The 23,063-nt window shown below is 69.6% G+C and carries 19 protein-coding genes and 3 pseudogenes; 9 read left to right on the forward strand and 13 right to left on the reverse strand.

Annotated elements, in window-relative coordinates; translation table 11 throughout:
- Positions 1 to 92: 92 nt before the first annotated feature.
- The 5 genes and pseudogenes from ACZ4S3_RS39820 to ACZ4S3_RS39840 form a co-directional block, all read right to left on the reverse strand.
- Positions 93 to 621 (reverse strand): annotated as a pseudogene (locus ACZ4S3_RS39820) (transposase).
- 94 nt (positions 622 to 715) lie between these two features.
- Entirely contained in the window at positions 716 to 1,489 is a 774-nt protein-coding gene (locus tag ACZ4S3_RS39825; RefSeq protein ID WP_467943630.1) for a hypothetical protein, read from the reverse strand.
- A gap of 58 nt (positions 1,490 to 1,547) precedes the next feature.
- A pseudogene (locus ACZ4S3_RS39830) lies at positions 1,548 to 1,751 on the reverse strand (transposase); the annotation flags it as partial.
- A gap of 136 nt (positions 1,752 to 1,887) precedes the next feature.
- Entirely contained in the window at positions 1,888 to 2,274 is a 387-nt protein-coding gene (locus tag ACZ4S3_RS39835) for a hypothetical protein (protein ID WP_467943632.1), read from the reverse strand.
- A gap of 457 nt (positions 2,275 to 2,731) precedes the next feature.
- Positions 2,732 to 3,172 carry a MarR family winged helix-turn-helix transcriptional regulator gene (locus ACZ4S3_RS39840; protein WP_467943634.1) on the reverse strand — a complete coding sequence of 147 codons (441 nt, stop codon included), beginning with the start codon at positions 3,170 to 3,172 and terminating at the stop codon, positions 2,732 to 2,734.
- Between the two features lie 67 nt (positions 3,173 to 3,239).
- Here ACZ4S3_RS39840 and ACZ4S3_RS39845 point away from each other — a divergent pair, with 67 nt between their 5' ends.
- Positions 3,240 to 3,614 (forward strand): cupin domain-containing protein, encoded by a 375-nt coding sequence (locus tag ACZ4S3_RS39845; protein WP_467943660.1) that lies wholly within the window; start codon positions 3,240 to 3,242, stop codon positions 3,612 to 3,614.
- Between the two features lie 340 nt (positions 3,615 to 3,954).
- Here the strand turns inward: ACZ4S3_RS39845 and ACZ4S3_RS39850 are convergent, their stop codons facing one another.
- Together ACZ4S3_RS39850 and ACZ4S3_RS39855 are read right to left on the reverse strand one after the other, a co-directional pair.
- A complete protein-coding gene (locus ACZ4S3_RS39850) occupies positions 3,955 to 4,722 on the reverse strand; it encodes a DJ-1/PfpI family protein (RefSeq protein WP_467943635.1) in 768 nt (255 codons plus the stop codon).
- Complete coding sequence (locus ACZ4S3_RS39855; RefSeq protein WP_467943662.1) at positions 4,719 to 5,705, reverse strand: GlxA family transcriptional regulator; 987 nt, start codon at positions 5,703 to 5,705, stop codon at positions 4,719 to 4,721. The genes ACZ4S3_RS39850 and ACZ4S3_RS39855 overlap by 4 nt, the downstream gene beginning before the upstream one ends.
- A 274-nt stretch (positions 5,706 to 5,979) precedes the next feature.
- Between ACZ4S3_RS39855 and ACZ4S3_RS39860 the strand changes: the two genes are divergently transcribed.
- From ACZ4S3_RS39860 to ACZ4S3_RS39880, 5 genes are all read left to right on the forward strand, one after another.
- Complete coding sequence (locus tag ACZ4S3_RS39860; RefSeq protein WP_467943637.1) at positions 5,980 to 6,573, forward strand: DinB family protein; 594 nt, start codon at positions 5,980 to 5,982, stop codon at positions 6,571 to 6,573.
- A 481-nt stretch (positions 6,574 to 7,054) separates the two neighbouring features.
- Complete coding sequence (locus tag ACZ4S3_RS39865) at positions 7,055 to 8,191, forward strand: SPFH domain-containing protein (protein ID WP_467943639.1); 1,137 nt, start codon at positions 7,055 to 7,057, stop codon at positions 8,189 to 8,191.
- Between the two features lie 25 nt (positions 8,192 to 8,216).
- Positions 8,217 to 9,245, forward strand: a complete 1,029-nt coding sequence (locus ACZ4S3_RS39870; RefSeq protein WP_467943641.1) for a TFIIB-type zinc ribbon-containing protein — start codon at positions 8,217 to 8,219, stop codon at positions 9,243 to 9,245.
- Positions 9,246 to 9,509: 264 nt separating this feature from the next.
- A complete protein-coding gene (locus tag ACZ4S3_RS39875) occupies positions 9,510 to 10,040 on the forward strand; it encodes a PH domain-containing protein (RefSeq protein WP_467943643.1) in 531 nt (176 codons plus the stop codon).
- 83 nt (positions 10,041 to 10,123) lie between these two features.
- Positions 10,124 to 11,842 carry a PH domain-containing protein gene (locus ACZ4S3_RS39880; protein ID WP_467943645.1) on the forward strand — a complete coding sequence of 573 codons (1,719 nt, stop codon included), beginning with the start codon at positions 10,124 to 10,126 and terminating at the stop codon, positions 11,840 to 11,842.
- A 43-nt stretch (positions 11,843 to 11,885) separates the two neighbouring features.
- On the opposite strand, the gene ACZ4S3_RS39885 is transcribed toward ACZ4S3_RS39880, so the two are convergent.
- The 3 genes from ACZ4S3_RS39885 to ACZ4S3_RS39895 form a co-directional block, all read right to left on the reverse strand.
- A complete protein-coding gene (locus ACZ4S3_RS39885) occupies positions 11,886 to 12,491 on the reverse strand; it encodes a response regulator (protein WP_467943647.1) in 606 nt (201 codons plus the stop codon).
- Positions 12,488 to 13,717, reverse strand: coding sequence for a sensor histidine kinase (locus tag ACZ4S3_RS39890; protein ID WP_467943649.1), 1,230 nt, complete (start codon positions 13,715 to 13,717; stop codon positions 12,488 to 12,490). The genes ACZ4S3_RS39885 and ACZ4S3_RS39890 overlap by 4 nt, the downstream gene beginning before the upstream one ends.
- A 304-nt stretch (positions 13,718 to 14,021) precedes the next feature.
- Positions 14,022 to 14,465 carry a hypothetical protein gene (locus ACZ4S3_RS39895; RefSeq protein ID WP_467943650.1) on the reverse strand — a complete coding sequence of 148 codons (444 nt, stop codon included), beginning with the start codon at positions 14,463 to 14,465 and terminating at the stop codon, positions 14,022 to 14,024.
- Positions 14,466 to 14,745: 280 nt separating this feature from the next.
- Between ACZ4S3_RS39895 and ACZ4S3_RS39900 the strand changes: the two genes are divergently transcribed.
- Positions 14,746 to 15,975: a barstar family protein gene (locus ACZ4S3_RS39900; protein ID WP_467943652.1), complete on the forward strand. Its 1,230-nt coding sequence runs from the start codon at positions 14,746 to 14,748 to the stop codon at positions 15,973 to 15,975.
- Between the two features lie 374 nt (positions 15,976 to 16,349).
- Here the strand turns inward: ACZ4S3_RS39900 and ACZ4S3_RS39905 are convergent, their stop codons facing one another.
- Positions 16,350 to 17,528, reverse strand: coding sequence for an aminotransferase class V-fold PLP-dependent enzyme (locus tag ACZ4S3_RS39905; protein WP_467943654.1), 1,179 nt, complete (start codon positions 17,526 to 17,528; stop codon positions 16,350 to 16,352).
- Between the two features lie 130 nt (positions 17,529 to 17,658).
- Here ACZ4S3_RS39905 and ACZ4S3_RS39910 point away from each other — a divergent pair, with 130 nt between their 5' ends.
- Both ACZ4S3_RS39910 and ACZ4S3_RS39915 read left to right on the forward strand, forming a co-directional pair.
- Positions 17,659 to 18,582 (forward strand): LysR family transcriptional regulator, encoded by a 924-nt coding sequence (locus ACZ4S3_RS39910; protein ID WP_467943664.1) that lies wholly within the window; start codon positions 17,659 to 17,661, stop codon positions 18,580 to 18,582.
- A 430-nt stretch (positions 18,583 to 19,012) separates the two neighbouring features.
- Positions 19,013 to 20,074: a hypothetical protein gene (locus ACZ4S3_RS39915; protein ID WP_467943656.1), complete on the forward strand. Its 1,062-nt coding sequence runs from the start codon at positions 19,013 to 19,015 to the stop codon at positions 20,072 to 20,074.
- A 444-nt stretch (positions 20,075 to 20,518) separates the two neighbouring features.
- Here ACZ4S3_RS39915 and ACZ4S3_RS39920 read toward each other — a convergent pair whose 3' ends face one another.
- Together ACZ4S3_RS39920 and ACZ4S3_RS39925 are read right to left on the reverse strand one after the other, a co-directional pair.
- The gene (locus tag ACZ4S3_RS39920) at positions 20,519 to 22,795 is read right to left on the reverse strand and encodes a S9 family peptidase (protein WP_467943658.1); all 2,277 of its coding nucleotides are present in this window, start codon (positions 22,793 to 22,795) and stop codon (positions 20,519 to 20,521) included.
- A gap of 106 nt (positions 22,796 to 22,901) precedes the next feature.
- Positions 22,902 to 23,063: pseudogene (locus ACZ4S3_RS39925) on the reverse strand (DUF4097 family beta strand repeat-containing protein); the annotation flags it as partial.

Consider the following 23,063-nt stretch of genomic DNA (forward strand, 5'->3'; position numbering starts at 1 on the left):
GAGCAACCCAGACCCTTCACCTGGACGAAAACAGCCGACGAAATCCTCGACAAAATCGCCGCCTACTGCCACCGAATCTCTGACTCAGGTCACTAACGGAATGACTTCAGGCGTCGCCAGCAGATGATTGCGCATCCGAGGGTGAGGAAGGCTTCGTGGATGTCGTCGCGTATCTGCCAACGGATCCGTAGGCGGTGGAACCAGTGCAGGTGAGCGAACGCGCGCTCCACAACCCAGCGTTGGGTGCCCAGGCCGGAGCCGTGCTCGGTTCCGCGGCGGGCGATGTCGTGGTCGTAGCCGCGGTCGCCCTGCACCACTTCTGGGCGACGTCGGGGCCGGCCCCGTTTGCCGCGCACCGGCGGCACAGCCTGGAGGAGCGGTATCAGTTGGGTGACGTCGTTGCGGTTGCCGCCGGTCAGGGTGGCGGCGAGCGGGACGCCGGTGGCGTCGGCGCCAACAGGTCATGCCGGAACCGAAGCCGAGTTCCTGCGGGAGGTGCTCCCAGGCGATCCCGGTGTGCAGTACGAATAGGATGCCCTGGAACACCAGCCGGTCTGGATGCCGCTTGCGCCCCGGGTGCCGGGGCCGACGCTCCACCTTCGCAAGCAGCGGCTCGACCACCGCTCACAACGCATCATCGACTTCCCACGGTTTCGGCCGAGCCACCCCGCACCCCCAGATCACCGGTCCCGGAGTGATCCAACCACCTCGAAGATCATTGCGTCGCGAGTTCTATGAGCACGTCACGCGTCATCCTCGTCCTCCTCCAAGGCGTCGCGGATGTCGTCCGCCTCGGGGGTGTTGGGGGCCAGGTGGCCACCAGGCGTTCGAGGAGGGGGCGATGCGTGTCGAGGTGGGCGGTGAGGACAAGGACGTCGGCCAGCTGGAGCTCGAGTTCCGAGAGGTCGGTCAGCCGTACCGCGACTTCGGCGGCCTGGTCGGACTCCGCCGAGGCCAGCGCCCTTGCGCACGCCACGCGGACTCGCAGGGGGCGGTCCTTGTCCAGGGTCATCGCGCCGAGCTGGGCGACAAGTTCGGGGTCCTCAGGGACCTCGCAGGCGTAGAGGCACTGCCCGGCGGCGGACACGGCGCCATCGTCGACAACGTCGCCGTCCACGGCGCGCAGCGCAGCGGTTACCAGTGGGGCGTCCGTAGCCTCGGCGTGGTTCTGGATCGCCCACAGCGCGCCGGCCCGGTCCTTCCCTCGCGCTTCCGGCAGGGGTGTCCCGCGCAGCACCCACCGGGCGTGGTCCAGTACCTCAGTGGCGTACTCGACCAGTGGGTTGCCGACGCCCCACCGGGCTTGCCGGTCCTGGTAGTGGAAGTACTCCAGCGTCGTGCACACCGCGTCGCGCCGCCCGGAGCGCAGCAGGTTGAGGAAGGCGGCGTACGGGTCCGGGTTCTGGTCCGCCGACTTGAGCAGTTCGTCCCGGTCGGCCGCCACCGCCAGGTCGTCGAAGCAGTGCCGTTCCCAGTACGCGAGCGCCATGGCGGGAGCCTACTAAGGACGCCTGAAGTCATTCCGTTAGGAGTTCTTGGACGTCATTTCATTTGGCGAGCCTGCGGTAACAAATGAGGGTGCAGGCGATGACGGTGAAGGCGAGAAAGTGCTCGGCTTTGCGTTCGCGGCGTCGGTGGAGGCGACGGCAGTCGGCGAGCCAAGACATGGTGCGTTCGATGGTCCAGCGGTGCCGGCCCAGTCGCTGGGAGGTCTCGATGCCCTTGCGGGCGATGCGGTGGGTGATGCCGCGCTCAGGAGATGAGGTCTCAAAGGGCCCGGTGAGAGGTGCCGGGTCGGGGTACGGGGGCGGGACGCGGGTGCGAGGGCGGATGCGGGGCGGGCCCGCCGCGTGTGACAGGCGCGGCGGACCCACTGCGTACCGTGTGTCAGTGAACGGTGACCGTTTTGACGGGCGAGGTCCGCTCCACGACCGGGTGCTTGTCGTGCGGAGTGTCGGACCCGTACAGCACGGCACGGAACTGAAGGGCGCCGCGGTGCGCCGCCTTCGCCGACGCGTTGGCCTTCGCCTCGTCCCAGGCGCCGCTCAGCTTGCCGCAGTTGACGGTGTGCCACGCGCCGTGGCTGCCGGTACGCTGCTGGATGCAGGTACGCAGGTACGCCGCCGCGTCATCGCTACCGACGGCCGCCACCTTGACGGTGTGGCCGACGGCCACGGTGCGCGGTGTGACGGTAAGGTCGATGCCCCCCTTGGCGAAGGCGGGAGCCGTGGCCAGGGCGACCGCGGCCGCTCCCATCGCGCCGATGGTGGCCATTCGCAGGCAACGCCTCTTCGTGTCGAGCATCATGTTCCGTCCCTTTCGTCGGGATCTTTAACTGCCGTGCCAACTACCGGAATTGCCCGGTGATCGGTGCACTCTCGACTGATGAGACGGTACGTCCCGGGAGGGCGTTGCCTCCCCATTCGTCAGGGTCTCGCAAAGGCGGCGAGGTGGCGGGTGCCGGCTCAGACCGTGTCCTGTGTGGTGAGGCGGACGTGTCGCTTGTAGGCGTATCGCTTGTAGCAGCACGGCGCTGAGTCGAGTCCGAGAAAGGCCAGGTAGTTGCGGTGGTGGCGTTCGTGGCGGGGACTGAGTCTCACGCGGCATTGCCGGTGTCTCAGGTTCTCGGATAGGCGCGCGACAGATAACTTCCGGCGGGGCGCCGGCTTCCGCCCCGCGTTGCCGCCTCCCCGTGGTGACCTGCGAAAGTCCAGGCCAGTGGCTCACTGGCTCACCAGACGGGGCGGATCGGCCCCGGTGGCGTAAGCCGGGTCAGATCGGCGACAAGTTCACTGAAGCGCGCCTCGCCCAGCGCCTCTCGCCATGGTGCGACGGCAGCCCGAGCCGCCTGGTCGGCGGCGCGAGTGGCGGCCCAGCCCGCCTCGGTCAGCCCCAAGAGACGGGCGCGGGCATCGTGGGGGTGCGGAAGCCGCACCACGTACCCCTTGCGGACCAGCTCCTCGACCAGCTGGGCGGCGGCCTGCTTGGTCACCCCCAGGTGCTCGGCCAGGTCGGCCGTAGTGGCGCTGCCCAGGGAGATGCGGGCAAAGGCGAAGCCGTGTGCAGGCCGCAGGTCCTCGAATCCCTGCTGGGACACGCGAGCGTGGATCTCCTGCACCAACTGTCCGGAGAGTGCCAGCACGAGTGCGGAGAAGGCCAGAGCGTCATCCATGGCTTGACTATAACTCGTCAAGCTGCTTGTCTTCATGGACAAGTTACTTGTCTATATGGAGGCTGACATGCCGTTCATCCGCAGTGACAAGGCCGTCGTGCACGAGATCCACGGTGGCCGCTTCGTGTCCTACGTCCATCCAGGCACGGGCAGCCGGGACCTCGCCGCCTGGCGCTGCGAGATCCCGGCCGGAATGGTGGGTCCGGCCCACACGATCAGCCACGAGGAGACGTTCTACGTCCTCTCCGGTCGCCTCCGGCTCACCATCGGAGGCGAGACCGCCGAACTCGGCGTCGGTGACGCGGCGATGGCTCCGGCAGGCTCCGAGCTGGCGGTTGCCAATAGCACCGACCAGCCCGCCCACATGTGGGTCACTACACGTGTCGGGCTCAGCGCCAAGCTGGCCGACGGCAGCACCATCACGCCGCCTTGGGCTAATTAGGCCCGCAGAGGGTCGGTGGTCGCGTTTCATGGATCGGCGCCATCTCAGAGCGATGGACGCCGGAAAGATCGAATAAGACGGGACAGTTAAGACCGGACAGTTAGGACGGGACAGTTAAGACGGGACAGTTAAGACGGGACAGCGGGGGCCGCTCCCGGAACGGGGACGGCCACCGATGCTGATCGATGCTTGTGGAGACATGCGAAGAGAGTGAGAATCCGCCGGCACGGATGAGACCGATTGGAGACCGAGTGGGAATCTGCCAGTTTGCATGCGACAGGACATGCCGCCGCACTTCTTTCACATGAGTCACGAAGCCCGCCATCCCACCCCGCGCCCGTCACACCTGCGATTCGGCCAGCAGCCGCAGCGCCAGTGCTTTGAGCTGGGGGTCGGCGTCCGCAGCGTTACCAGAGTTGAACGGGGGCTGCGGGTCGTATTCGATGGCCAGCTGGATCGCCTTTGCCGTGGTGTCTCCAGCGATCAGGGACGCCAGGTACAGGGCCATGTCCAGGCCTGCCGAGACCCCCGCCGCCGTGACGATCTTCCCGGAATGTACGTAGCGCTGAGGCAGATAGGTCACATCGAATTCGGACTGCAGATAGTCGGCGGAGGCCCAGTACGTCGTTGCCTGTCGCCCATTCAGCAGCCCGGCAGCGGCGAGGATGAGCGTTCCTGTGCACACGGAGGTCGTCCACCGGCTGTGGCGGTCGATTCGGCGGATCCAGCTGAGCAGCGCCTCGTTCCCCATCGCCCCCACCGTGCCGCGATTGCCGCCGCCCGGCACGAGCAGGACGTCCAGGCGATCGACCTCGGCGAGGGAACGCTCGGCCACCACGGCCACGTCTCCCGTGTCCGTACGGACCGGTCCTCGATGCTCGGCGATCATCGTCACGTTCGCACCGGGCAGCCGGGACAGCACCTCCGCAGGGCCTGTGGGGTCCAACAAGCTGTAGCCGTCGTACAACAGGATGCCGACTTCCAGCCCTCCGCCACCCCGCCGCTCGGCGTGTGCGACCCCGCTTTGGGTTGCGCCACCGGCGGCGGCGAGCGCGGCGGTGGCCACGGTCCCACGGAGCAGAGCCCTGCGTGTCGTCGAATTCGTCATGACACGGGAGTCTTCTGTCCCGACGGAACGCGCGCTCGCGGCATGTCCGGCATCCTGCGAATCCTGTCTCCGCTGATTCCATAGTGATCCAGGAATGCCTGCCGCAGCGTCTGCGCCGACCCGAACCCGCACCGCCGGGCGATCGCGGCCAGCGACAACCCGCTGGAGCGCACCAGATGCGCCGCCGCTTCCGTACGGGCCGCCCGCACAGCCCTTGTCGGAGTCGTGTCGAGATGCGCGGTGAACAGGCGAGTCAGGTGCCGGGGGCTCACTCCCGCCCGAGCCGCCAGCGCTCCAGGCGTCAAGTCCTCGGCCAAGTGGCCTGCGATGTAGCCGGCGAGGTCCCGTACCATCCGGTCACCCGGCGGTGGGGCGGCCAGAAACATGCTGATCTGAGCCTGATCGGCGGGCCGGTGCAGGTAGGAGACGAGTTCACGGGCAACGGCACGGGCCAGCGTCGGCCCATGGTCGTCCTCGATCAGAGACAGCGTCAGGTCGAGCGCGCTGGTGACCCCGGCGGAGGTATAGACGTTGCCGTCACGGATATAGAGCGGCCCCACGTCAACGGCCACAGCGGGATGGCGGGCGGCGAGCTGCTCGCCGTACCCCCAATGAGTCGCCACCCGCCGATGGTCCAACAGCCCGGCGGCGGCGAGCACGTAGGCGCCGGTGCAGACGGAGGCGACGCGCCGGCTGCGCTCGGCCAGCCGCCGAACCTGTGCCAGCAACCGCTCGTCCGCGGCCGCGCACTCGTACCCGACCCCGCCCACGACGATCAACGTATCCAGTCGTCCGGTCACCGCCTGCAGCGCTCGCCCCGCCCCGAGCACGATCCCGGCCGAACTACGGGCGGCACGGCGGCCGAGAGTGGCCAGCTCGATGGCATAAGGAGGGGCCGCACCGTACCGGTTGGCCACGTCCAGAGCACCGCTGGGGCAGGCGATGTCAAGAATCTGCGCGTCGTCGTAAGCCACGATGAGGATGCGCCGCTGGTTATCCATAGGACTGATACCACCACGCAACGCCGAGATGCCCATCTGTTCCTCCAGGTCGCCTCTCAGTCACAGCCGGCCACGGCCTTCGGGGGAGTGGCGACGGGCTCCGCGGCGGGTCCCGTCGCTGTCGATCTGGCCCCCGTCTCAAGTGATCTGGTCCGATTGGCTCGTTGCGTTACATGACCTGGCTCGCCGCGAGCGGTGAACAAAGGCGGTGAACAAAGGCGGTGAACAATGATCGCGCGAGCGGCAGACTGGGCCCATGACCGCATCGGATGCCAAGGGTGACCTTCACCTTTACCTGCAGTCCGCCCGCGATGCCCTGCTGTGGAAACTCGAAGGGCTCTCGGAGTACGACATCCGCCGCCCGCTGACGCCGACCGGCACTAACCTCCTGGGCCTGGTGAAACATGTGGCAAGCGTGGAGCTGGGTTACCTCGGCGACACCTTCGGACGGCCGTCCGGCGAGCCACTGCCCTGGCTCGAAGACGGTGCCGAGCCCAACGCGGATATGTGGGCCACCGCCGATGAGTCGCGCGAGCACATCGTGGCGCTTTACCGCCGGGCGTGGGCGCACGCGGACGCGACGATCGACGTGCTGGCGCTGGACACGATCGGCAGGGTGCCGTGGTGGCCGAGTAACAAAAACGAGGTGACGTTGCATCATGCCGTAGTGCGCGTGATTGCTGATACACACCGGCACGCCGGGCACGCCGATATCATCCGGGAACTCATGGACGGTGCCGTGGGGATGAACAAGGGCAACGACAGCATGGCGCCGGGTGACTCGCCGTGGTGGGAGAGCCATCGAAGCCGGCTGGAGCGTGCGGCTCGGGAAGCCGACCGAGACGCGTAACTTCGGACCGGATCACGCGTAATTTCGGACCGGGTCACGCGTAATTTCGGACCGGGTCACGCGTAATTTCGGACCAGATCAACTGAGACAACGTCCGGCATTCACTCGCCCCGAACCACATCAACCGATGCCCTGGCACTCCCACGTCTTCACCACGTCATAACTGATCTGGTCGCCACAGTTCACAGGGCGAGCTGGGACCTGATCGTTTGAGTCGGGACAAGAAGCCCCCGGCGGCCGCGGTGGGGTGCGGCCGCCGGGGACTTCGCTGTCGCTCGGGCCTCCACGGTGATGCGGGCAAGACCGGGCTGGGGCAGGTGGGCGCCGTTCGGCCACCCCGCCGGCGACCCTGGCCCCGACGCCCCCGAAACGCGTTCCTAAGATGTCCCAGGCAGATTGACTAACGGACTCCCCCCTACAGGCCGCGTGCCGGTTTTTCTGGAATGGGCGGAGCGAACTGGGGGACCCTTCCGTGGGCTTCATGGACCGCATACGCGGCGAACTGATCGACATCGTCGAGTGGACGGACGACAGCCGGGACACGATCGTGTGGCGCTTCCCGCGCTACGAGAACGAGATCAAGATGGGTGCTCGGCTCATCGTCCGCGAGTCGCAGGCAGCCGTCTTCGTGAACCAGGGCCGCATCGCGGACGTCTTCGCGCCGGGCACCTACGAGCTGGAGACCGGGAACCTGCCGATCCTGTCGACGCTGCAGGGCTGGAAGTACGGATTCCACTCGCCGTTCAAGGCAGAGGTCTACTTCGTCACCACCCGGCAGTTCACCGACCTGAAGTGGGGCACTCAGAACCCGGTCACCGTACGGGACCCGGAGTTCGGCATGGTGCGGCTGCGCGCCTTCGGCGCCTATGCGGCGCAGGTGGCCGACCCCGCCAAGCTGCTGACCGAGCTCGCCGGCACCGACCCGCAGTTCCGCACCGAAGAGGTCGAGGAATTCCTGCGGCAGCTGATCGTCGGGCGGCTCGGGACGCTGCTGGCGAACTCGGGGATTCCCATGCTCGACCTCGCCGCGCGCCAGACCGAGCTGGGCGACAGGCTGGCCAAGGCGCTGACCGAGGAGTTGTCGGCGGCGCACGGCATCGCGATCCCCAAGTTCGTCATCGAGAACGTCTCGCTGCCGCCCGAGGTCGAGCAGGCCATCGACGCCCGCAGCCGCATGGGCATCATCGGGAACGTCGACAACTACGCGCGCCTCCAGGCGGCGGACGCGATGCGGGACGCGGCGAACAACCCCGGTGGTGCCGGAGAGGGCATCGGTCTGGGCCTGGGCATGGCGGCCGCTCAGCAGATGGCGCAGGCGTTCGCGCCGCAGCAGGGCCAGCAGCCCGCGCCCGCCGCCCCGGCACCCGGTGCTCCCGGCGCGGCCGTTCCGCCGCCGCTGCCCGGCCAGGCACAGCACGAGTGGCACGTAGCCGTGGACGGGCAGCAGCAGGGCCCGTACGACCATGCCACGTTCACCGGTCACATCCGCTCCGGAGCGGTGCGACGCGGCATGCTCGCATGGCACGAGGGCATGGCCGCGTGGCAGCCGGTCGAGGAGATCCCCGAGCTGGCACCGCACTTCCGTGCCACTCCGCCGCCGCTGCCGCCGCAGGCATGACCGACTGCCAGGAGTCCTTCACCTCATGACCTATCAGCAGCAGTCCTACGCATGCCCGGCCTGTGGTTCCACCGCCGAGTACGCGCCAGGAAAGAACGTACTGCGCTGCCCGCACTGCCGCTTCGAGCAGCCCATCGCCGCCGTCAACCGCCAGATACAGGAGCATGCCTGGGAGGAGCTGGCCACTCTCCCGCCCAAGCCGAGGGCGACCGGCGGGCAGGCCCTGCAGTGCAGCGGCTGCGGCGCCGTCAACGAGACCGCCATGCTCTCCGGCCGCTGCCAGTTCTGCGCCTCGCCCATGGTGGCCTCCGCCGCGACCGACCGGATCGCGCCCGAGGCCCTGGTGCCGTTCCGGATGGAGCAGCGCGCCGTGCACGACCACCTGCGTACGTGGGCCAAGTCCCGCTGGTTCGCCCCGAACAGCCTGAAGAAGGTGAGTTCGGCCGAGAGCCTGCACGGCACGTACGTACCGCACTGGACGTACGACGCCTGGACCGCGTCCTCCTACACCGGCGAGCGCGGCAAGGTCGTCAAGAACGGAGACAGCCAGACGGTGCGCTGGAAGCGCACCAGCGGCACGGTCCAGCGGTTCTTCGACGACGTCCTCGCCCCCGGCACGTCGTACGTCCGGCTCGACCGGCTGAAGGACCTCGAGCCCTGGCCACTGCATCAGGCGGTGCCGTTCCAGGAGGAGTACCTGGCGGGCTTCCGGACCCTCCGCTACGACGTCGAGCCGGAGGCGGGCTGGCAGTACGTGACGCACAGGATGGCCGAGGTCATCAAACAGGATTGCCGCAAGGACATCGGGGGTGACCGGCAGCGGGTGCACTCGGTCAACACCAACTACGCGTCGGTCACGTACAAGCTGATGCTGCTCCCGGTGTGGTTCGCGTCCTACGTCTACAACGGCAAGCAGTGGCAGGTCGTGGTCAACGCCGATACGGGCGAGGTGACCGGTGACCGCCCCTACAGCCCCTGGAAGATCGCCTTTGCGACGGTCATCACAGCGGCGGTGGCCGGGTTCATGTTCTTTATGAGCAACCACCACCACTGAGGGACTCGGCGGCCCGGTCCCCGGGGACGGTCCCCCGTGCCCTTCCCAGTGGCGAAGGTCGCCCTCCTTGGCGGAGAAGCACGACCTTTTCCCGGGAGTTCGTTGCCAAGTCCTGATGTCCCCATGCGACAGGGACGGTCCGGCCGCGGCGAGCCCGTCGGCCCGTCCGGGACAGATGTCCCGGACGAGTCGGGACACGGGCCTCTGGGAGCGGGCCGGCGGTTCAGTCACTGTGAAGTGGTGATGAAGACAACCGTGGACAGGATGACCGGCCCCGCCGGACGCGCCGCACTGCGCCTGCGGACGCCCAGGGGGACGGCCGGCCGCCGCGCCCCGCTGTTCTGGGCGGCCCGTGCCGGACTGGGCTGGGCCGTACCGTTGCTCGCGGAAGCCGGATGGCTGCTGAGCGATCCGCTTGACACCGTGTCGCACCTGTCGTTGCCTTGCCCGCAGTACGTGCTGATCGGGGTGACGGCGGTGCTGGCGGCCCTCCATCTGTCCGTCATGCCCCGCTGGCGCTTCCGCGTGCACCGCTGGGAGGTCGCGCCGGTGGCCGTCTACACCCGGACAGGCTGGCTCAACCAGGAGCGGCGGATCGCCCCCGTGTCGCGTATCCAGACCGTGGACACCCAACGGGGGCCGCTCGCCTCCCTCTTCGGCCTGGTCGACGTCACGGTGACGACCGCGTCGGCCCGCGGCCCGGTGCGTATCCAGGCACTTGACCACCACGTCGCGGAACGACTGGTGGAGGAACTCACCGCCCAGACCGGCGAAACCCCTGGAGACGCCACGTGAAGGCCCAGGCCACTCCTCCCGCCGGGGGAGCACCAGCGAAGGACGCCGCGCAGGAACCCGCGTGGCGGCGACTGAGCCCGCGGATGCTGGCTGTCCACCCCCTCCACGAGTCGCTCCGTTTCCTGCCAGTGGTCCTGGGCGTCTTTTTCCTCGGCCGCGGTGGTGAGAAGCCCTGGGGCCTCATCGGTCTCGCACTGGCCCTGGTGATCGGGCTCGGCCGTTACTTCACCACCACGTATCGGGTGACGGACGATCACGTGCAGGTCCGCCGGGGGCTGCTGCGCCGGGAGGTGCTGTCCGTTCCCCGGGACCGCATCCGGTCGGTCGATGTCAGCTCTCGTGTGCTGCAGCGGGTGCTGGGGCTGCGGCGGCTGGCCATCGGCACGGGCCGGTCGGACCGGGGCGGTGACGGGCTGGTGCTGGACGCACTGGACACCACGGCGGCCGAGCGGCTGCGGAACGAACTGCTGGACCGCACCGCTCAGTTCGCCCCCATCGCGCCGCAGGCCGACGCCGCCCGGGACGCCGACACCGCGGTGCTGCGTTCCCGTCCGGCCACGGCCGAGCGGCCTCGCCGTCCCTGCGCCGCGAAGCCGCGCCCCTCGGGCGGTGAGCAGGGGCGTGAACAGCGCTTTGACGAGAGTCATGGAGAAGGGCGTGGGGAATCGGGCCCTGCGGGGGAAGAGCTGATCGCTGTGCTCCGGCCCGCATGGGTGTGGTTCGGCGCGTTCACCCTCAGCGGACTGGCGGGCGTCGGTGTGCTGCTGACGTCGGCCGTCACGTTCCTCAACACCGCGGGGTTCGGCCCCGAGCGCTTCCCCCCGGTACGCATTCTCGTCCGGCAGCTCTCCTCGCTGCCAACGCAGCCGGCGGTGGTGGAGGTTGTCGTACTGGGAGTGCTGGCGGTTTCGCTGCTCTCCGTCCTCGGCTATGCGGTGTCGTTCTGGAACTTCCGGCTCACCCGGCTCGGGAACGGCACGTTGCGGCTGACCCGCGGCATGGCCACCACACGCTCGGTCACCATCGAGGAGCGCCGGCTCAGGGGAGTCGAAATCAGCGAGACCCTGCCGCTGCGCCTTGTCCGTGGCGCCCGCTGCACGGCCATCACCACCGGCCTGCGCAGCGGACGGGGGGCGGAGCACGCCGGGTCGCTGTTGCTGCCCCCGGCGCCGCTCGCCCGCGCCCGCGAGGTCGGTGCGGCCGTGTATGGGGACGCGGCGCCGGTGGACTGTCTGTTGACCCGTCACGGCGATGGGGCCAGGCGCCGCCGGCTCACGAGGGCCCGGACCGGGGCCGTGGCAGCCCTCGCCCTGACCGGTGCGCTGTCACTGTGGGCCGGATGGCCCACCTGGCTCTGCCCGGCGTCCCTGGTGCTGCTCCCGCTCGCCGAGTTCGTGGGCCGGGACCGCTACCGCAATCTCGGCCACGCCCTGCTGGAGGGGCGCCACTTGGTGATCCGTCAGGGTTCGCTGGTGCGGCGCCGCCAGGTCCTGTCCGGCGACGCGGCCGTCGGCTGGGTCTTCCACGAGTCCTTCTTCCAGCGCCGGTCAGGGGTGGCCACCCTCACCATGGCCACGGCGGCCGGGCGTCAGTACTACAACGTCCTGGATCTCCCCACTGAGGAGGCGACCACTCTGGCCGCCGCCGTTCAGCCCGACTGGCTCGAACCGTTCCTGGTCAGCGCGGACGACGACACCGAGGACGACGACACCGCGGACGACGAAACCGAGGACGACGCGGATACGGGCACCTCCGCCGGCAGCGGGGCCGGCACCGAGCGGAACCTGCCGGCGCGCCGCTGACCCCGTTGCCGCCGCGGTCCTTGTGGAGCCCGCGGTCGCCGCCCTACAACCACCCCTTCTCGCGGGCCGTATGGGCCGCCTCGAAGCGGTTGGCGCAGTCCGTCTTCTGGATGGCAGAGGAGAGGTAATTGCGTACCGTCTTCTCGGAGAGGTGCACCCGCTTCGCGAGGGTTGGGATCGGCGACCCGTCGATCGCCGCGGCCAGGATCTCCCGCTCCCTGGGGGTGAGCGGGTTGGGCGCGGCCCGCAGCGCGGTGGCGGCCAGCGCGGGCTCCATCACGGTCTCCCCGGCCATCACCTGGCGGATCGCCACCGCGAGCTCGTCCACCGGCCGGTTCTTCCCGATGAAGCCGCTGGCCCCCGCCGCGAGAGCGCGCTGCAGATGGCCGGGTCGGTCGAAAACCGTGAAGACCAGGATCTTCGTTTCGGGCAGCTCGGCATGCAAGACCTCCGCGGCGTCCAGCCCGCTGCCCCCGGGCATCTCGATGTCCAACAGGCACAGGTCCGGGTGCAGCTCTCGGGCGGCTGACACCGCGCTGGGCCCGTCACATGCCTGGCCAACCACATCGATGTCCGGCTCCAGACCCAGCAGGGTCGCGATGGCGCTGCGCACCATGGCCTGGTCCTCGGCGAGGAGTACCCGGATCATGACGCGCCTTCCGTAAGGGAGTTGGTGAGGTAGGCCGTGGCCGTGGAGCCCTTGGAGTCCGTAGAGCCCTTGGAGGCCGCGGAACCCGTGAGAGGGACAGCGGCCAGGAGGCGGAATCCGCCGCCAGGCACAGCGCTGGTCTGGAGGGAGCCGCCGACGGCAGTGACCCGCTCTGTGAGACCGGTCAGGCCGTTCCCGCCCGGTCCTGACATCGGACGCCGGACGGGCCCCTTGCCGTCGTCGAGCACCTCCAGGACGGCACGGCCGCCCTCCGTGGACAGCGTGACCCGGCAGTGGGCCGCACGGGCGTGCCGGACAACGTTCGTCAGCGCCTCGCGGACAACCCAGCTCAGGGCCGTCTCCACTTCCTCGAGCAACGGGTCCGTGGTGACGTCGACCGTCACTGAGACGCCGGCGTCGGCCAGCGTCGGCCGGACCTCCTCCACAACCGCGGGAAGGCTGAGCCGTCGGTAGCCGGTGACCGCCTCCCGCACCCGCTCCAGGCACTGGCGGCCCATGTCTTCGATCTGCTGGAGCTCTGCCTGCACGTCCGTCTCACCAGCCCGGTACAGCCGTCGCGTCACCTCTGTGCGCAGGGTGAGCTGGAGCAGATCATGGCCCAGCGTGTCGTGCATGTCCCGGGCAAAGCGCAGCCGTTCCTCGGTCACCGCGGCGCGCGCCAGTTCGCGGCGGGTGCGTCGCAGTTCGGCGTTGAGGTCGAGGATCCGACGGTAGGTGGTCATGGTGAGGCCGACCGCGGCGGTCATCACCACCAGCGAGGTGGTGTCCGCTCCGTCGACGTGCTCGGCCACGAAGACAGCCAGCGAGACCGATGTCGCCAGCGCAGGCAGAGTCAGCCTGGGCGGCACGGCGACCGCGCAGGTGGCCGCCAGGTACGTCAGCAGGATCGTCCAGTCCTTGCCGAGCCACAGGGGGAGGACCACGGACAGCGCCGCGAGTGGCACCAACAGCGCCAGCCGGAACCGCTCGCCGAGCCGGTCAGTGTGGTACGACCACGAAATGGTCACCTGGGAGACCGCGAAGAGGGCCAGGGCACAGGCGGCCGCGAGGACGGTGGTGATCGGGCTGTCCGACGAGGAGAGCGACGGAACCAGACCGAAGAGGGGAATGACGGCCGCCGTGGCACCCACTGCCGCGCCGCGGGTGGAGGTGTGCTCGGCGGGCTCGCCCGCCCCCTCCGTACGCCCTCCGAACGCCTGGCTCATCGGCCTCCCCTTCCGCGCCCCAGGCCGGGGCCACGCCGCGCCACCCTCACTCTAACCTCAGGCTTTCCGGGGCCGGACTAGCTGCGGGCCGGGCCGACGGGAGCGCTTCGGGACAGCGCGCCGCACGCGGTTCAGGCCGGTTCCTTCGCGATCTGCCGCAACCCATCGCACCGGAGTCGTACAGACCGCGAAATCGCCTCAACTCCAACCAGCGATGCGGTGCCAAGACCACCGTCTCCCGCTGGGCCCATCGTCCGTTCTCATGCAACGAAGTCGCCGTCTCATCGAACGCAGTCGAGCCAGGCTATTGATAGGGAAGCACGAGGTGAGTGGGGTCCTCCTCGCGCCGGATCTGCGCCGGCCCCCGGGCGTACTGATCGCAGAACTCCACCGGCTCCTCGAAGCTGACCGCTATCAACGCCTCTGCTCCTGGCATCGGTACAGCGGGGCCGATGCCGTAGTGATGGCGCGTGACCTCGTCCAGCCGCTCAGCCGGCTCCCTCGAGGAGAACGTTGCGGGGCCGACCGCCTGGCTGGGCGTTCCCTGCACCGTCCACTGCGTACGCAGTTCCAGAACGCCCGGTTCCGGACACCGCCACCTGAAGCGCGTGACGCACAGCGCGTCGACGTTGAACCATGAGCTCCATCCCCAACCGTCACCGAGGAACCCGAGCTCAGAGGCTTCCATGACGCCATAGGAGAACGGGAGGCTGCTCCAGTGGCCTACCAGCAGGGCATCCAAGTCCATCCGTAGATCTTCGGGTATTCGGGCGTGTCCTTCGGACTGCGTTCGATGAGACAGCGACTGGATTGCATGACAACGGACAGCCATCCCCGCGCGTCTCGCAGGCGACCCCGGTTCGGGACCATTCCCGCACGTGTCTCGACCTCACCGGTCCCGACCCGCCCACCTGCGCGTGGCATGTACTCCACCGAGATCGGGGCTCTGCCCGTCAAAGCACCGCCCCCGACGTGGCAGGCTGAGAGAGCGGTGAGCAGGGCATGACACAGGAGCGAGGCGAGGGGACATGGTGCTGGTCGAGGAGGTCGTCTGGACCTGGGGGCGCGAGCTCCCGCTCAAGTACGTGATGGTCAGCGAGGAATGGGACGGTGAACTGGTCGTGTGGGCGCGCTGCGCCGACGCCGACGGCATGTTCGTCAACCCGACCCCGCGCCGCGAACGGCTGACCCTCGTTGCCTGCGCCCCGACCGGGCGGCTGCGCAAGGCCGTTGAGCGTGCCCGCCACCAGCCCGTCGGATCGGACGGACTCGTCGAGCCCGTCGACATCGGGGAGGTCGGCCTCATAGTGGACTTCCCCGTGCCCGGGGCCGGCCCCGAGGCCGCTCCCTTCGACGCCTACGACGCGCACCACTGGGAACTGCTGGCCCCCGTCCTGCTCGGCTGCCACCCCTCCGCCCTCGATGCGTCGCTGGTCGACATGGTCATCGAGGCCGAGGTTGACGGCCCGGTGTGGCAGCGCACCGAGCCTGCGGACGCCCGTTGGCTGCTGTGCAACGGGGCGGGCGGGGCCGGGCTGGGCGAATGCCGTCAGGTCGAGGGCCTGTACGCCAACCGCCCCCTTCCCTCGGCGCCGCCCATGCGACTGATCGGCTGTGAGCCCGGGGAGCGGCTGCTGCGCCGGCTGGTGCGACCGCGCAGCGACGGCGATCGCGTCATGCTGCTCGCCGTGGACCGGTCCGGTCGTGTCATGCGCCACCAGGAGCACCTGCCCCTGGAGGTCGTCGCCTCCCGCCCGTCTGCGCTCGGCGGGGCCCTCGTGGACCTGTGGCTGCGTGAGGGTCCGGCCGTCCGGCCCGTACCGGCGGCCCGTCCGGTGTGGGACGCCTGGTTCGAGGGGCCGCCGACCGAACCCGGCTCGTGGGCCGCGTTCCCGCCCGAGGGCCGGGCCGAGTGGGCGGCCTTCGCTGCCGCCCGTCAGGGCGCCGGCCGGCCGCTGCCCGTCCCCGTGCGGCACCTCGACGGCCGGCACGTCACCGACGTGCCGGCGCTGGTGTGCGCGCTGGGGGAGGCGGTCGCAGGCCCTGGCGGCCACTACCACCAGTGCTGGGGCACATTGCGCGGCTGCCAGTGCGGCGGGGAGTGGCCGCCCACGCCGTTCACGCTGGTCTGGCACGACGCCGAGGTGGCTCGGCGCGCGCTCGCCTCGGTGAGCGTGGACACTGCGGGCGAGGCGCCATACGTCGACGACGTCCTCCGGCTGCTCGCACGGGTCGGCATCACCGTCGAACTCCGCTGACCCCTGACAGCGACGCGGGAAATCTCGATCCCCCGGCGTAGCCGACCATTGGCTACCGGCCACCCCGCATGCGCCTCCGCACCCGACGAAAGCGTCAGATGGGCAGGCCGACTACGCCCCAGCCGCGCCGATGGGCCTGATCGCCCACTCGACGATCAAGACCGTGATGTCCATCCCCATAGCGAAGAGGCTAGATCAGCCGCAAAACCGCGTGGAGAGCAGCCAGCAGCGAGTACCCGGACATCATGTGGTGCGTGAGATTGCAGTGTGAGCCGGTCTCGCCCCGTGGTAGCACACACCGACCTTCCGCGGCCGAGCCGTGGTGTGGGAGCGCTGGGCCGACCCTATGAGGGCGTCGGCCGCCGTCCCAACGGTCAGCTTGCTGTGGCCAGCTTGGCGAAGACCTCGATGGCGCGGTCGAGTTCGCTCTCGGTGTTGTAGTAGTGGGGCGAGAGCCGCACCAGCGGGTGGACTCCCCGCTCCTCAGTGTCGAACTGGGTCTCCACCGGGGCGGTGATGCTGACGTTGATGCCGTGCGCGGCGAGCGCGGCGGCGACGCCCGCAGTGGGCACGGCGTCGACCTTGGCAGTGACGATCGCGCACCGCTGCCGGCCGAGGTCGTACGTGGTGACGCCGGGTACAGCGTCCAGCCGGTCGCGCAGGTAGGCGCCGACAGCGAGGGCGCGTCGGCCGATGTGGTCCATGCCGATCTCCAGGGCCTGCTGGACGGCGGCGCTCAGGCCGAGCACGTTGGAGTAGCTGGTCTCCCAGGTCGCAAAGCGCCGGGCGCCGTCGTGCCAGGTGAAGCCCCGCCTGCCGTCCCAGGTGGACGCGGCGATCTCGTTGACGTACGGCTCCAGGCGATCGAGCGCCTCGGGGCGCACCCACAGGAAGCCGGTGCCGCGCGGGCCGCGCAGGAACTTGCGGCCGGTGGCGGTGAGCATGTCGCAGCCGAGCTCGGCGACGTCGACGGGGAACTGGCCGACGGACTGGGTGGCGTCGAGGAGGAAGGGCACGCCCGCGGCCCGGGTGATGCGGCCGATCTCGGCGGCGGGGTTGACCAGGCCGCCGCTGGTGGGGACATGGCTGATGCCGACCAGCCTGGTCCGGTCGTCGATGAGGTTGGCCAGGGCGGTGGTGTCGACCTGCCCGGACGCGTCGTTGGGGACGACGACGACCTCGGCGCCGGTGCGCTCGGCGATCTGCAGGTAGGCCAGGACGTTGCTGCCGTATTCGGCTCGGCCGGTGAGGATACGGTCGCCCGCCTTGAACGTCATGGAGTAGAACGCGGCGTTCCAAGCGTGGGTGGAATTGTCGAACAGCGCGACCTCACCGGGCCTGCCTCCCACGAGCTGGGCGAGGTGCGCGTGGGCGGCGTCGATGCGGTCCCGTTCCCGGGCCGCGGCCTCGTAGCCGCCGATGGCGGCCTCCAGCTCCAGATGGGCGGTCACGGCCTCAAGGGTCCGCCGGGACAGCAGGCCGGCCCCCGCGTTGTTGAGGTGAATCCGGTTCGCGGTGCCCGGGGTGTCCCGGCGGAGCGCTTCGATGTCCATGATCTGTGTCCCATCCGTACGGTTCGGCGCGGTGTTGCTCTGCTGTAACGCTCCCAAATCGCCAACATTCAGTAAAGTGAATGTTTCTGGATCTGATAGGTCACAGAATTTGATGGATTGGATGGTGGGCATGTACAACCTGCGCCGTCTGGAGGTGCTGCGGGAGCTGAAGCACCGCGGCACCCTGGCCGCCGTCGCGGCGGCCATGTCGTACAGCCCGTCCGCCGTCTCCCAGCAGCTGAGCCTGCTGGAGTCCGAGGTCGGCGCGCCGCTTCTGGAGCGGGACGGCCGCAGGGTGCGGCTGACGCCCCAGGCCGAGATCCTGGTCGCGCACACCGAAACGGTGCTGCAACAGCTCGACCGGGCCCAGACGGAGATCGCCGCCTCCCTGCACGAGATGGTCGGCACCCTGCGGGTGGCCGCCTTCCAGACCGCGATGCTCACCCTGGTGCCCACCGCCCTGACCTGGCTGCGCGACACGCATCCGGGCGTACGCATCGAGGTGACCCAGGCCGAACCGGACACCGCACTGCCCGCCCTGCTCGCCCGCGATGTCGACCTCGTCATCGACGAGACCTTCCCCGGGCATGCCCGCCCGCCTCAACCCACCGAACTGAGCCACCACGTGCTGGGCGAAGACCCGATGCGGCTGGCGGTCCGCGACCTCGCCGTGCGGTCACTACCCGAACTGGCCCAGCACCCCTGGGCAATGGAACCCCGCGGCACCCCGGCCAGACAGTGGACCGTCTCCGTCTGTCACGCGGCCGGCTTCGAGCCCGACGTCGCCTTCGAGTCCGCCGACATGCTGGTACACGCCCGCCTGGCGGCACAGGGCCACGCCGCGGCCTTCCTCCCGGATCTCCTGTGGTTCGACCGCGCCCCCGACGTCACCCTGCTCAAACCCGCGCCCACGCACCGGCGCGCGATCCTGGCCACGGCCCGTACCTCCGCGAACGACCATCCGCTGGTCCGCACGGTCCTGTTCAGCCTCCGCCACGCGGTGCAAGAAGCGACCACGGCCGTAGGCCGGCACCTGGGGAACAACAGCCGGTAGTACGGCCGCCGCTGCATGCTCCCGGCCTGCCAGGTGCCGTCCTGCCGCTCGTGCCGGTCGTCGACATGCACTGGCTCGCCAGCGCCAGCGCCAGCGCCAGCGCCAGCGGCGCAGCCGTGTCCGTGTCCGTGTCCGTGTACCTCACCCTGTTCACCGTCTACCTGGCCTACCGGCTCTTCGGGCACGGCCTGCGCCGCACCCCGCGTCGGTGGCCACGTCGCTGACCCTGGCTGTCGCCGCTTGTACTGCTGGCGGCTGACGTGGCGGGCGTGAATCATGTGGGCTGCGTCTGTCCAGGCGCTGTCGACCCGTTGCGTCAGTGACGCCCGGCGTGGTCGGACAGCCGCCGGGGGAGCAGGTGCATGGCCCCGCCTCATCCGTGATGAGTGCGCGCAGACAGCCCCACATCGCAGCATGGGAGAGCAGCACGTTGCCCCGTACGACACCACCACGACCGATCGACGTCACCGCCGTACTGCCCGAACTGGCAGCCCACACCAGGGAGACGACCCGGCTGCACCCGAGGCCCGGCGCCCCGGACGCCGCCGACAGCTCGATCGGCGGTCCGCTGCTCTGGCCCGCGGGTGAGCCGTGGCCCAGGTGTTCCGCGCCCCGTATGGTGCAGCGCAGTGAGCCGATAGCCCCCGCGCTCGTCACCGCGTTGCAGCAGGCTCAGGCCCAGCGGGAGGCGCAGCAGGGGTCGGGGCGCGGCGGCCGGCGCAGTCCGGAGGAGTTCGCTCTGCTCGACGAAGCATCCGACCGCCACGGCGCGTCCTTCGACCTCATCCACTACACCACCCACTGGTACGAGTCCGAGGCGCATGCGGAGCCGAACCCCCTGGTGGCCGTCGCCCAGCTGCACGCCCGCGATATCCCGACCGTCGGCTTCCCCTCGGGGACCGACCTCCTCCAGGTGCTGTGGTGCCCTACCACTCACCAGGATCTGCCCGGCCAGCCCCGCTTTTACGGGGGCCCGTCCGTGCACCTCGTCTGGCGGCGCGCGTCCGATGTCTCCTCCGCTCCCGGCAGCGCGCCGCCGCAGCCCCGGGATACACACGACTCCTACCTGCCCACCCCGTGCGTGCTGCACCCCGAGCAGGTGACCGAGTATCAGTACGCGGATCTGTTGCCGGACGCGCTCCGCGAGCGCCTCGACGCGCAGGACGACCTGTGGCTGGACGAGACCGATTTCGCTTACCAGTACGACCTGTCCATCGCCCCCGGCTGCAAGGCCGGCGGCTGGGCATCCTGGCATCTGACCGATCCGACGCCCGTCAACTGTCGGTGCGGAGCGCCGATGGAACTGCTGCTCAGCTTCGACAGCAGCGAATGGGACGGTGGCTCCAAGAGCTGGCGCCCCATCGAGGACTCCGAGGCCAACCAAGTGGGTGCCTGCGCGCCAACCGGATTGACTCCTGGTCGGTGGGGCGCACTGAGGATCTTCATCTGCCCCGTCGACCCGACACACCCCCACCTGCTGAACATCCAGTAGAGGCCGGCCGGCCGCCGCACCTCGTGTATCTCCACACTGCACCCGCCCAGTTCACCAACGGCGAGGCCCCGTCGCCCCGGGGTGTGACGGATTTGAGGATTGCCTGTCATCGCCCCGCGGCTTGGGCATTCTCGGTCACGGGCAGGTCTTGGCACCCTTCGCGACCGTGTGCTGCTCCCACAACGCGAACCATGTCCTCTTGGTTCACGATGTCTCCTTCAGAGATCCGCCCCATCGACGGGCCTCCTCGTTCGACGTGCTCCGCGGTGCGGGTGCTCGCGCCGGCCGAACGGCTCGGCGAACTACGGGAGTTCCGGCCGGCGATGTTCGCGGGCCGGGCGCCCGACGGATGGCCGAGAACGCCGACGGGGCGGCGTACGCCGACGTGGTGTCGGAGTACGCCGCCCTCGGGGTTTCCCTGGTTCCTCGTCTGTGGTGTCGCGCTCAGGCGAACAGCTCGCCGAGCAACTCGGGGCCGATGGCGATGGGGGCGGGGCGGTAGGCGGGCGGCTGCGTGCCCATCAGCTCGCGCACCAGGAAGTCCCAGCAGCGCTTGCGGACGTAGGCCAGGCAGTCGATGAACGTGTGCTCGGCCCCGGGCACGATGAGCAGTTCGAAGTCCTTGTCGGCCGCGATGAGCCGGTCGGCCAGCCGCAGCGTGTGGTCCGGGTGGACTTGGTCGTCCATTTCGCCGTGGATGAGCAGCAGCTTGCCCGCCAACCGGTCCGCGAGGTCCACGTTGGAGGTACGGGCCCAGGCCTCGGGATTGTCCGCGCCGTCGTAGGTCTCCACGAAGCCCAGGTTGAAGTAACGGGCGTCGTGCGAGCCGGAGAGGGCGACTCCGGCCTTGTACACCTCGGGGAAGTCCAACATCGCCCGCGCTGTGGCGAACCCGCCTCCGGAGTGGCCGAAGGCGCCCACTCGGTCCAGGTCCATCCACGGCCGGGTCCGGGCCAGCTGCCGCAGCGCCGCGACATGGTCGGCCAGGCAGCCCGCGTCGGCCAAGTGGCCGTAGGAGGCGTCGTGGAAGGACTTGCTCCGCCCTGGGGTGCCTCGCCCATCCACCGCCACCACCACGAAGCCCAGCGCCGCGAGGGGTTCCGCGTCGAGGCCTATCCCGCCGGGGTCGAAGCATGGGGCGACCCGGTTGACCTGCGGGCCGGGGTAGACGTTGTCCACCACCGGGTAGCGCTGGGCGGGGTCGAACCCCCGCGGCCGGTACAGCACCCCGTAGATGTCCGTCACCCCGTCGGCCGCCTTGACGCAAAACCGTTCCGGCGGCGTCCAGCCGGTGGCGGTGAGCCTGCTGATGTCGGCGCGCTCCAGCTCGACCAGCACCCGCCCGGCCCAGTCAAGGACGCGGGACACCGGCGGGCTGTCGACAGTGGACGCGGAGTCGATGAAGTACTCCTGGTTGTCCGGCATGGTGACGATGTGGTCCAGCTCGTCGTCAGTGACCTTGGCGAAGCCGGAGCCGTCCAGACCGACCCGGCACACCGTGCGCCGGTACGGATCCTCGTCAACCAGCCCGGAGGCGGTGAAGTACACCACCCGCTCGGCTTCGTCGACGCGCAGGATCTGCCGCACCGCCCACTGCCCGGCGGTGACCTGACCGAGCAGTGCGCCGGTGCGCAGGTCGTACCGGTACAGGTGGCCCCAGCCGTCCCGCTGTGAGTACCAGAGCACCTCGTCGGCCAGCACCTGCACGATCGGCGGTTCGTATGTCCACTGGTTGGGCTCCACGCGGGTGGCCCCGGTCTCGCTGAGCACAGTGGTGACCTTGCCGGTGGCCGGTTCCAGCCGGTGCAGGGTGAGCGTGCGCAGGTCGCGGGGCCGGTCGAGGTAGTACACCGCCGAGCCATCCGGAGCCCACCACGCCCACTTGGTCGTGATCGGCGACAACTGCGGCATGAGCAGCGGCTCGGCCTGCGCGCGGACCACCGTGCCCTCGGCGACGTCCAGCACGACCAGCTCGGCCTGCGGCATGTTCTCGTCCCCGGCGTAGGCGTACCGCTGGGTGTGCAGGAGGGGCGCGCCGCCGTCGGCGGGCCTGGCCTCCACGAGGTGGGTTTGCCGGACGTCGCGCTCATCGGTCCGGTGCGCCAGCACCTTCGTCGAGTCGGGCGACCAGGCCACGGCGGGCGGCAGGTGCGGCAGGCCGATTTTGCGCAGCAGGGTGGTGTTGCTCGTGCAGTCCGGGCCGGAGCCGTACTGGTAGTCGGGCTCGCCGTCGGTGGTCAGCGCCCACTCGCGGCCGTCGGACAGTGAGCGCGCCCACAGGTCGTGCCCCCGCTGGGACACCGCGACCTTCTTGTCGGGTGACGGCACCTCCAGCGGGTTGCCCGGCGGCGTGAACTCGGCCCGCTCGCAGGCGTAGTTGTCCAGCCGGCAACGCCAATGCTCGCCGAACGCGTCGAACTCCACGGTGTTCCCGGCCAGTTCGATGGCCATGAACGGCAAGGCCTCAGGGGCGACCTGTTGCCCGGAGGCGGCGGCCAGCGCGGCGGCGAGCAGGGCGTGGTCGAAGGCCGGCTCGCGGGTGCCCGCCGACGGGTCGACCAGCACGAACCTCCTGCCGACGCCATTGCTCACCGCGTACCAGAAACGGGCACCTCCGTCGATCCACTGCGGCCTGACCTTGTCGCCGATGACGAGCTCGCCAGGGCGGGCGGGCCGGCGGAGGAGTTGCTCCGCGGCCTGGTAGTCCTGAGTGGTGCTCATTCTTTCGGTCCTTCCTCGGTGTCGGTTCGGGGCATGGTGATGCCCCGGTGGTGCCATCTCGGCAGGGGTGATGAGGGCAGATGAGGGCAGGGGAGGGGTGCTCCTTTCAGAGGCTGCGGGCGGTGATGTCGCCGTAGGCGGTGGTCGCGTGGATGTTCAGGCCGGCGGTGCCTTCGGTGTTCTTGAGTGCGTTGTGGATCCGGCCGTAGGTGGTGCCGGCGTCGAGGGAGGCGGAGACTCCGCGGGCGGCGCCGACCGAGATCTCGCC

The sequence above is a fragment of the Streptomyces sp. NPDC028368 genome (genome assembly GCF_055565615.1).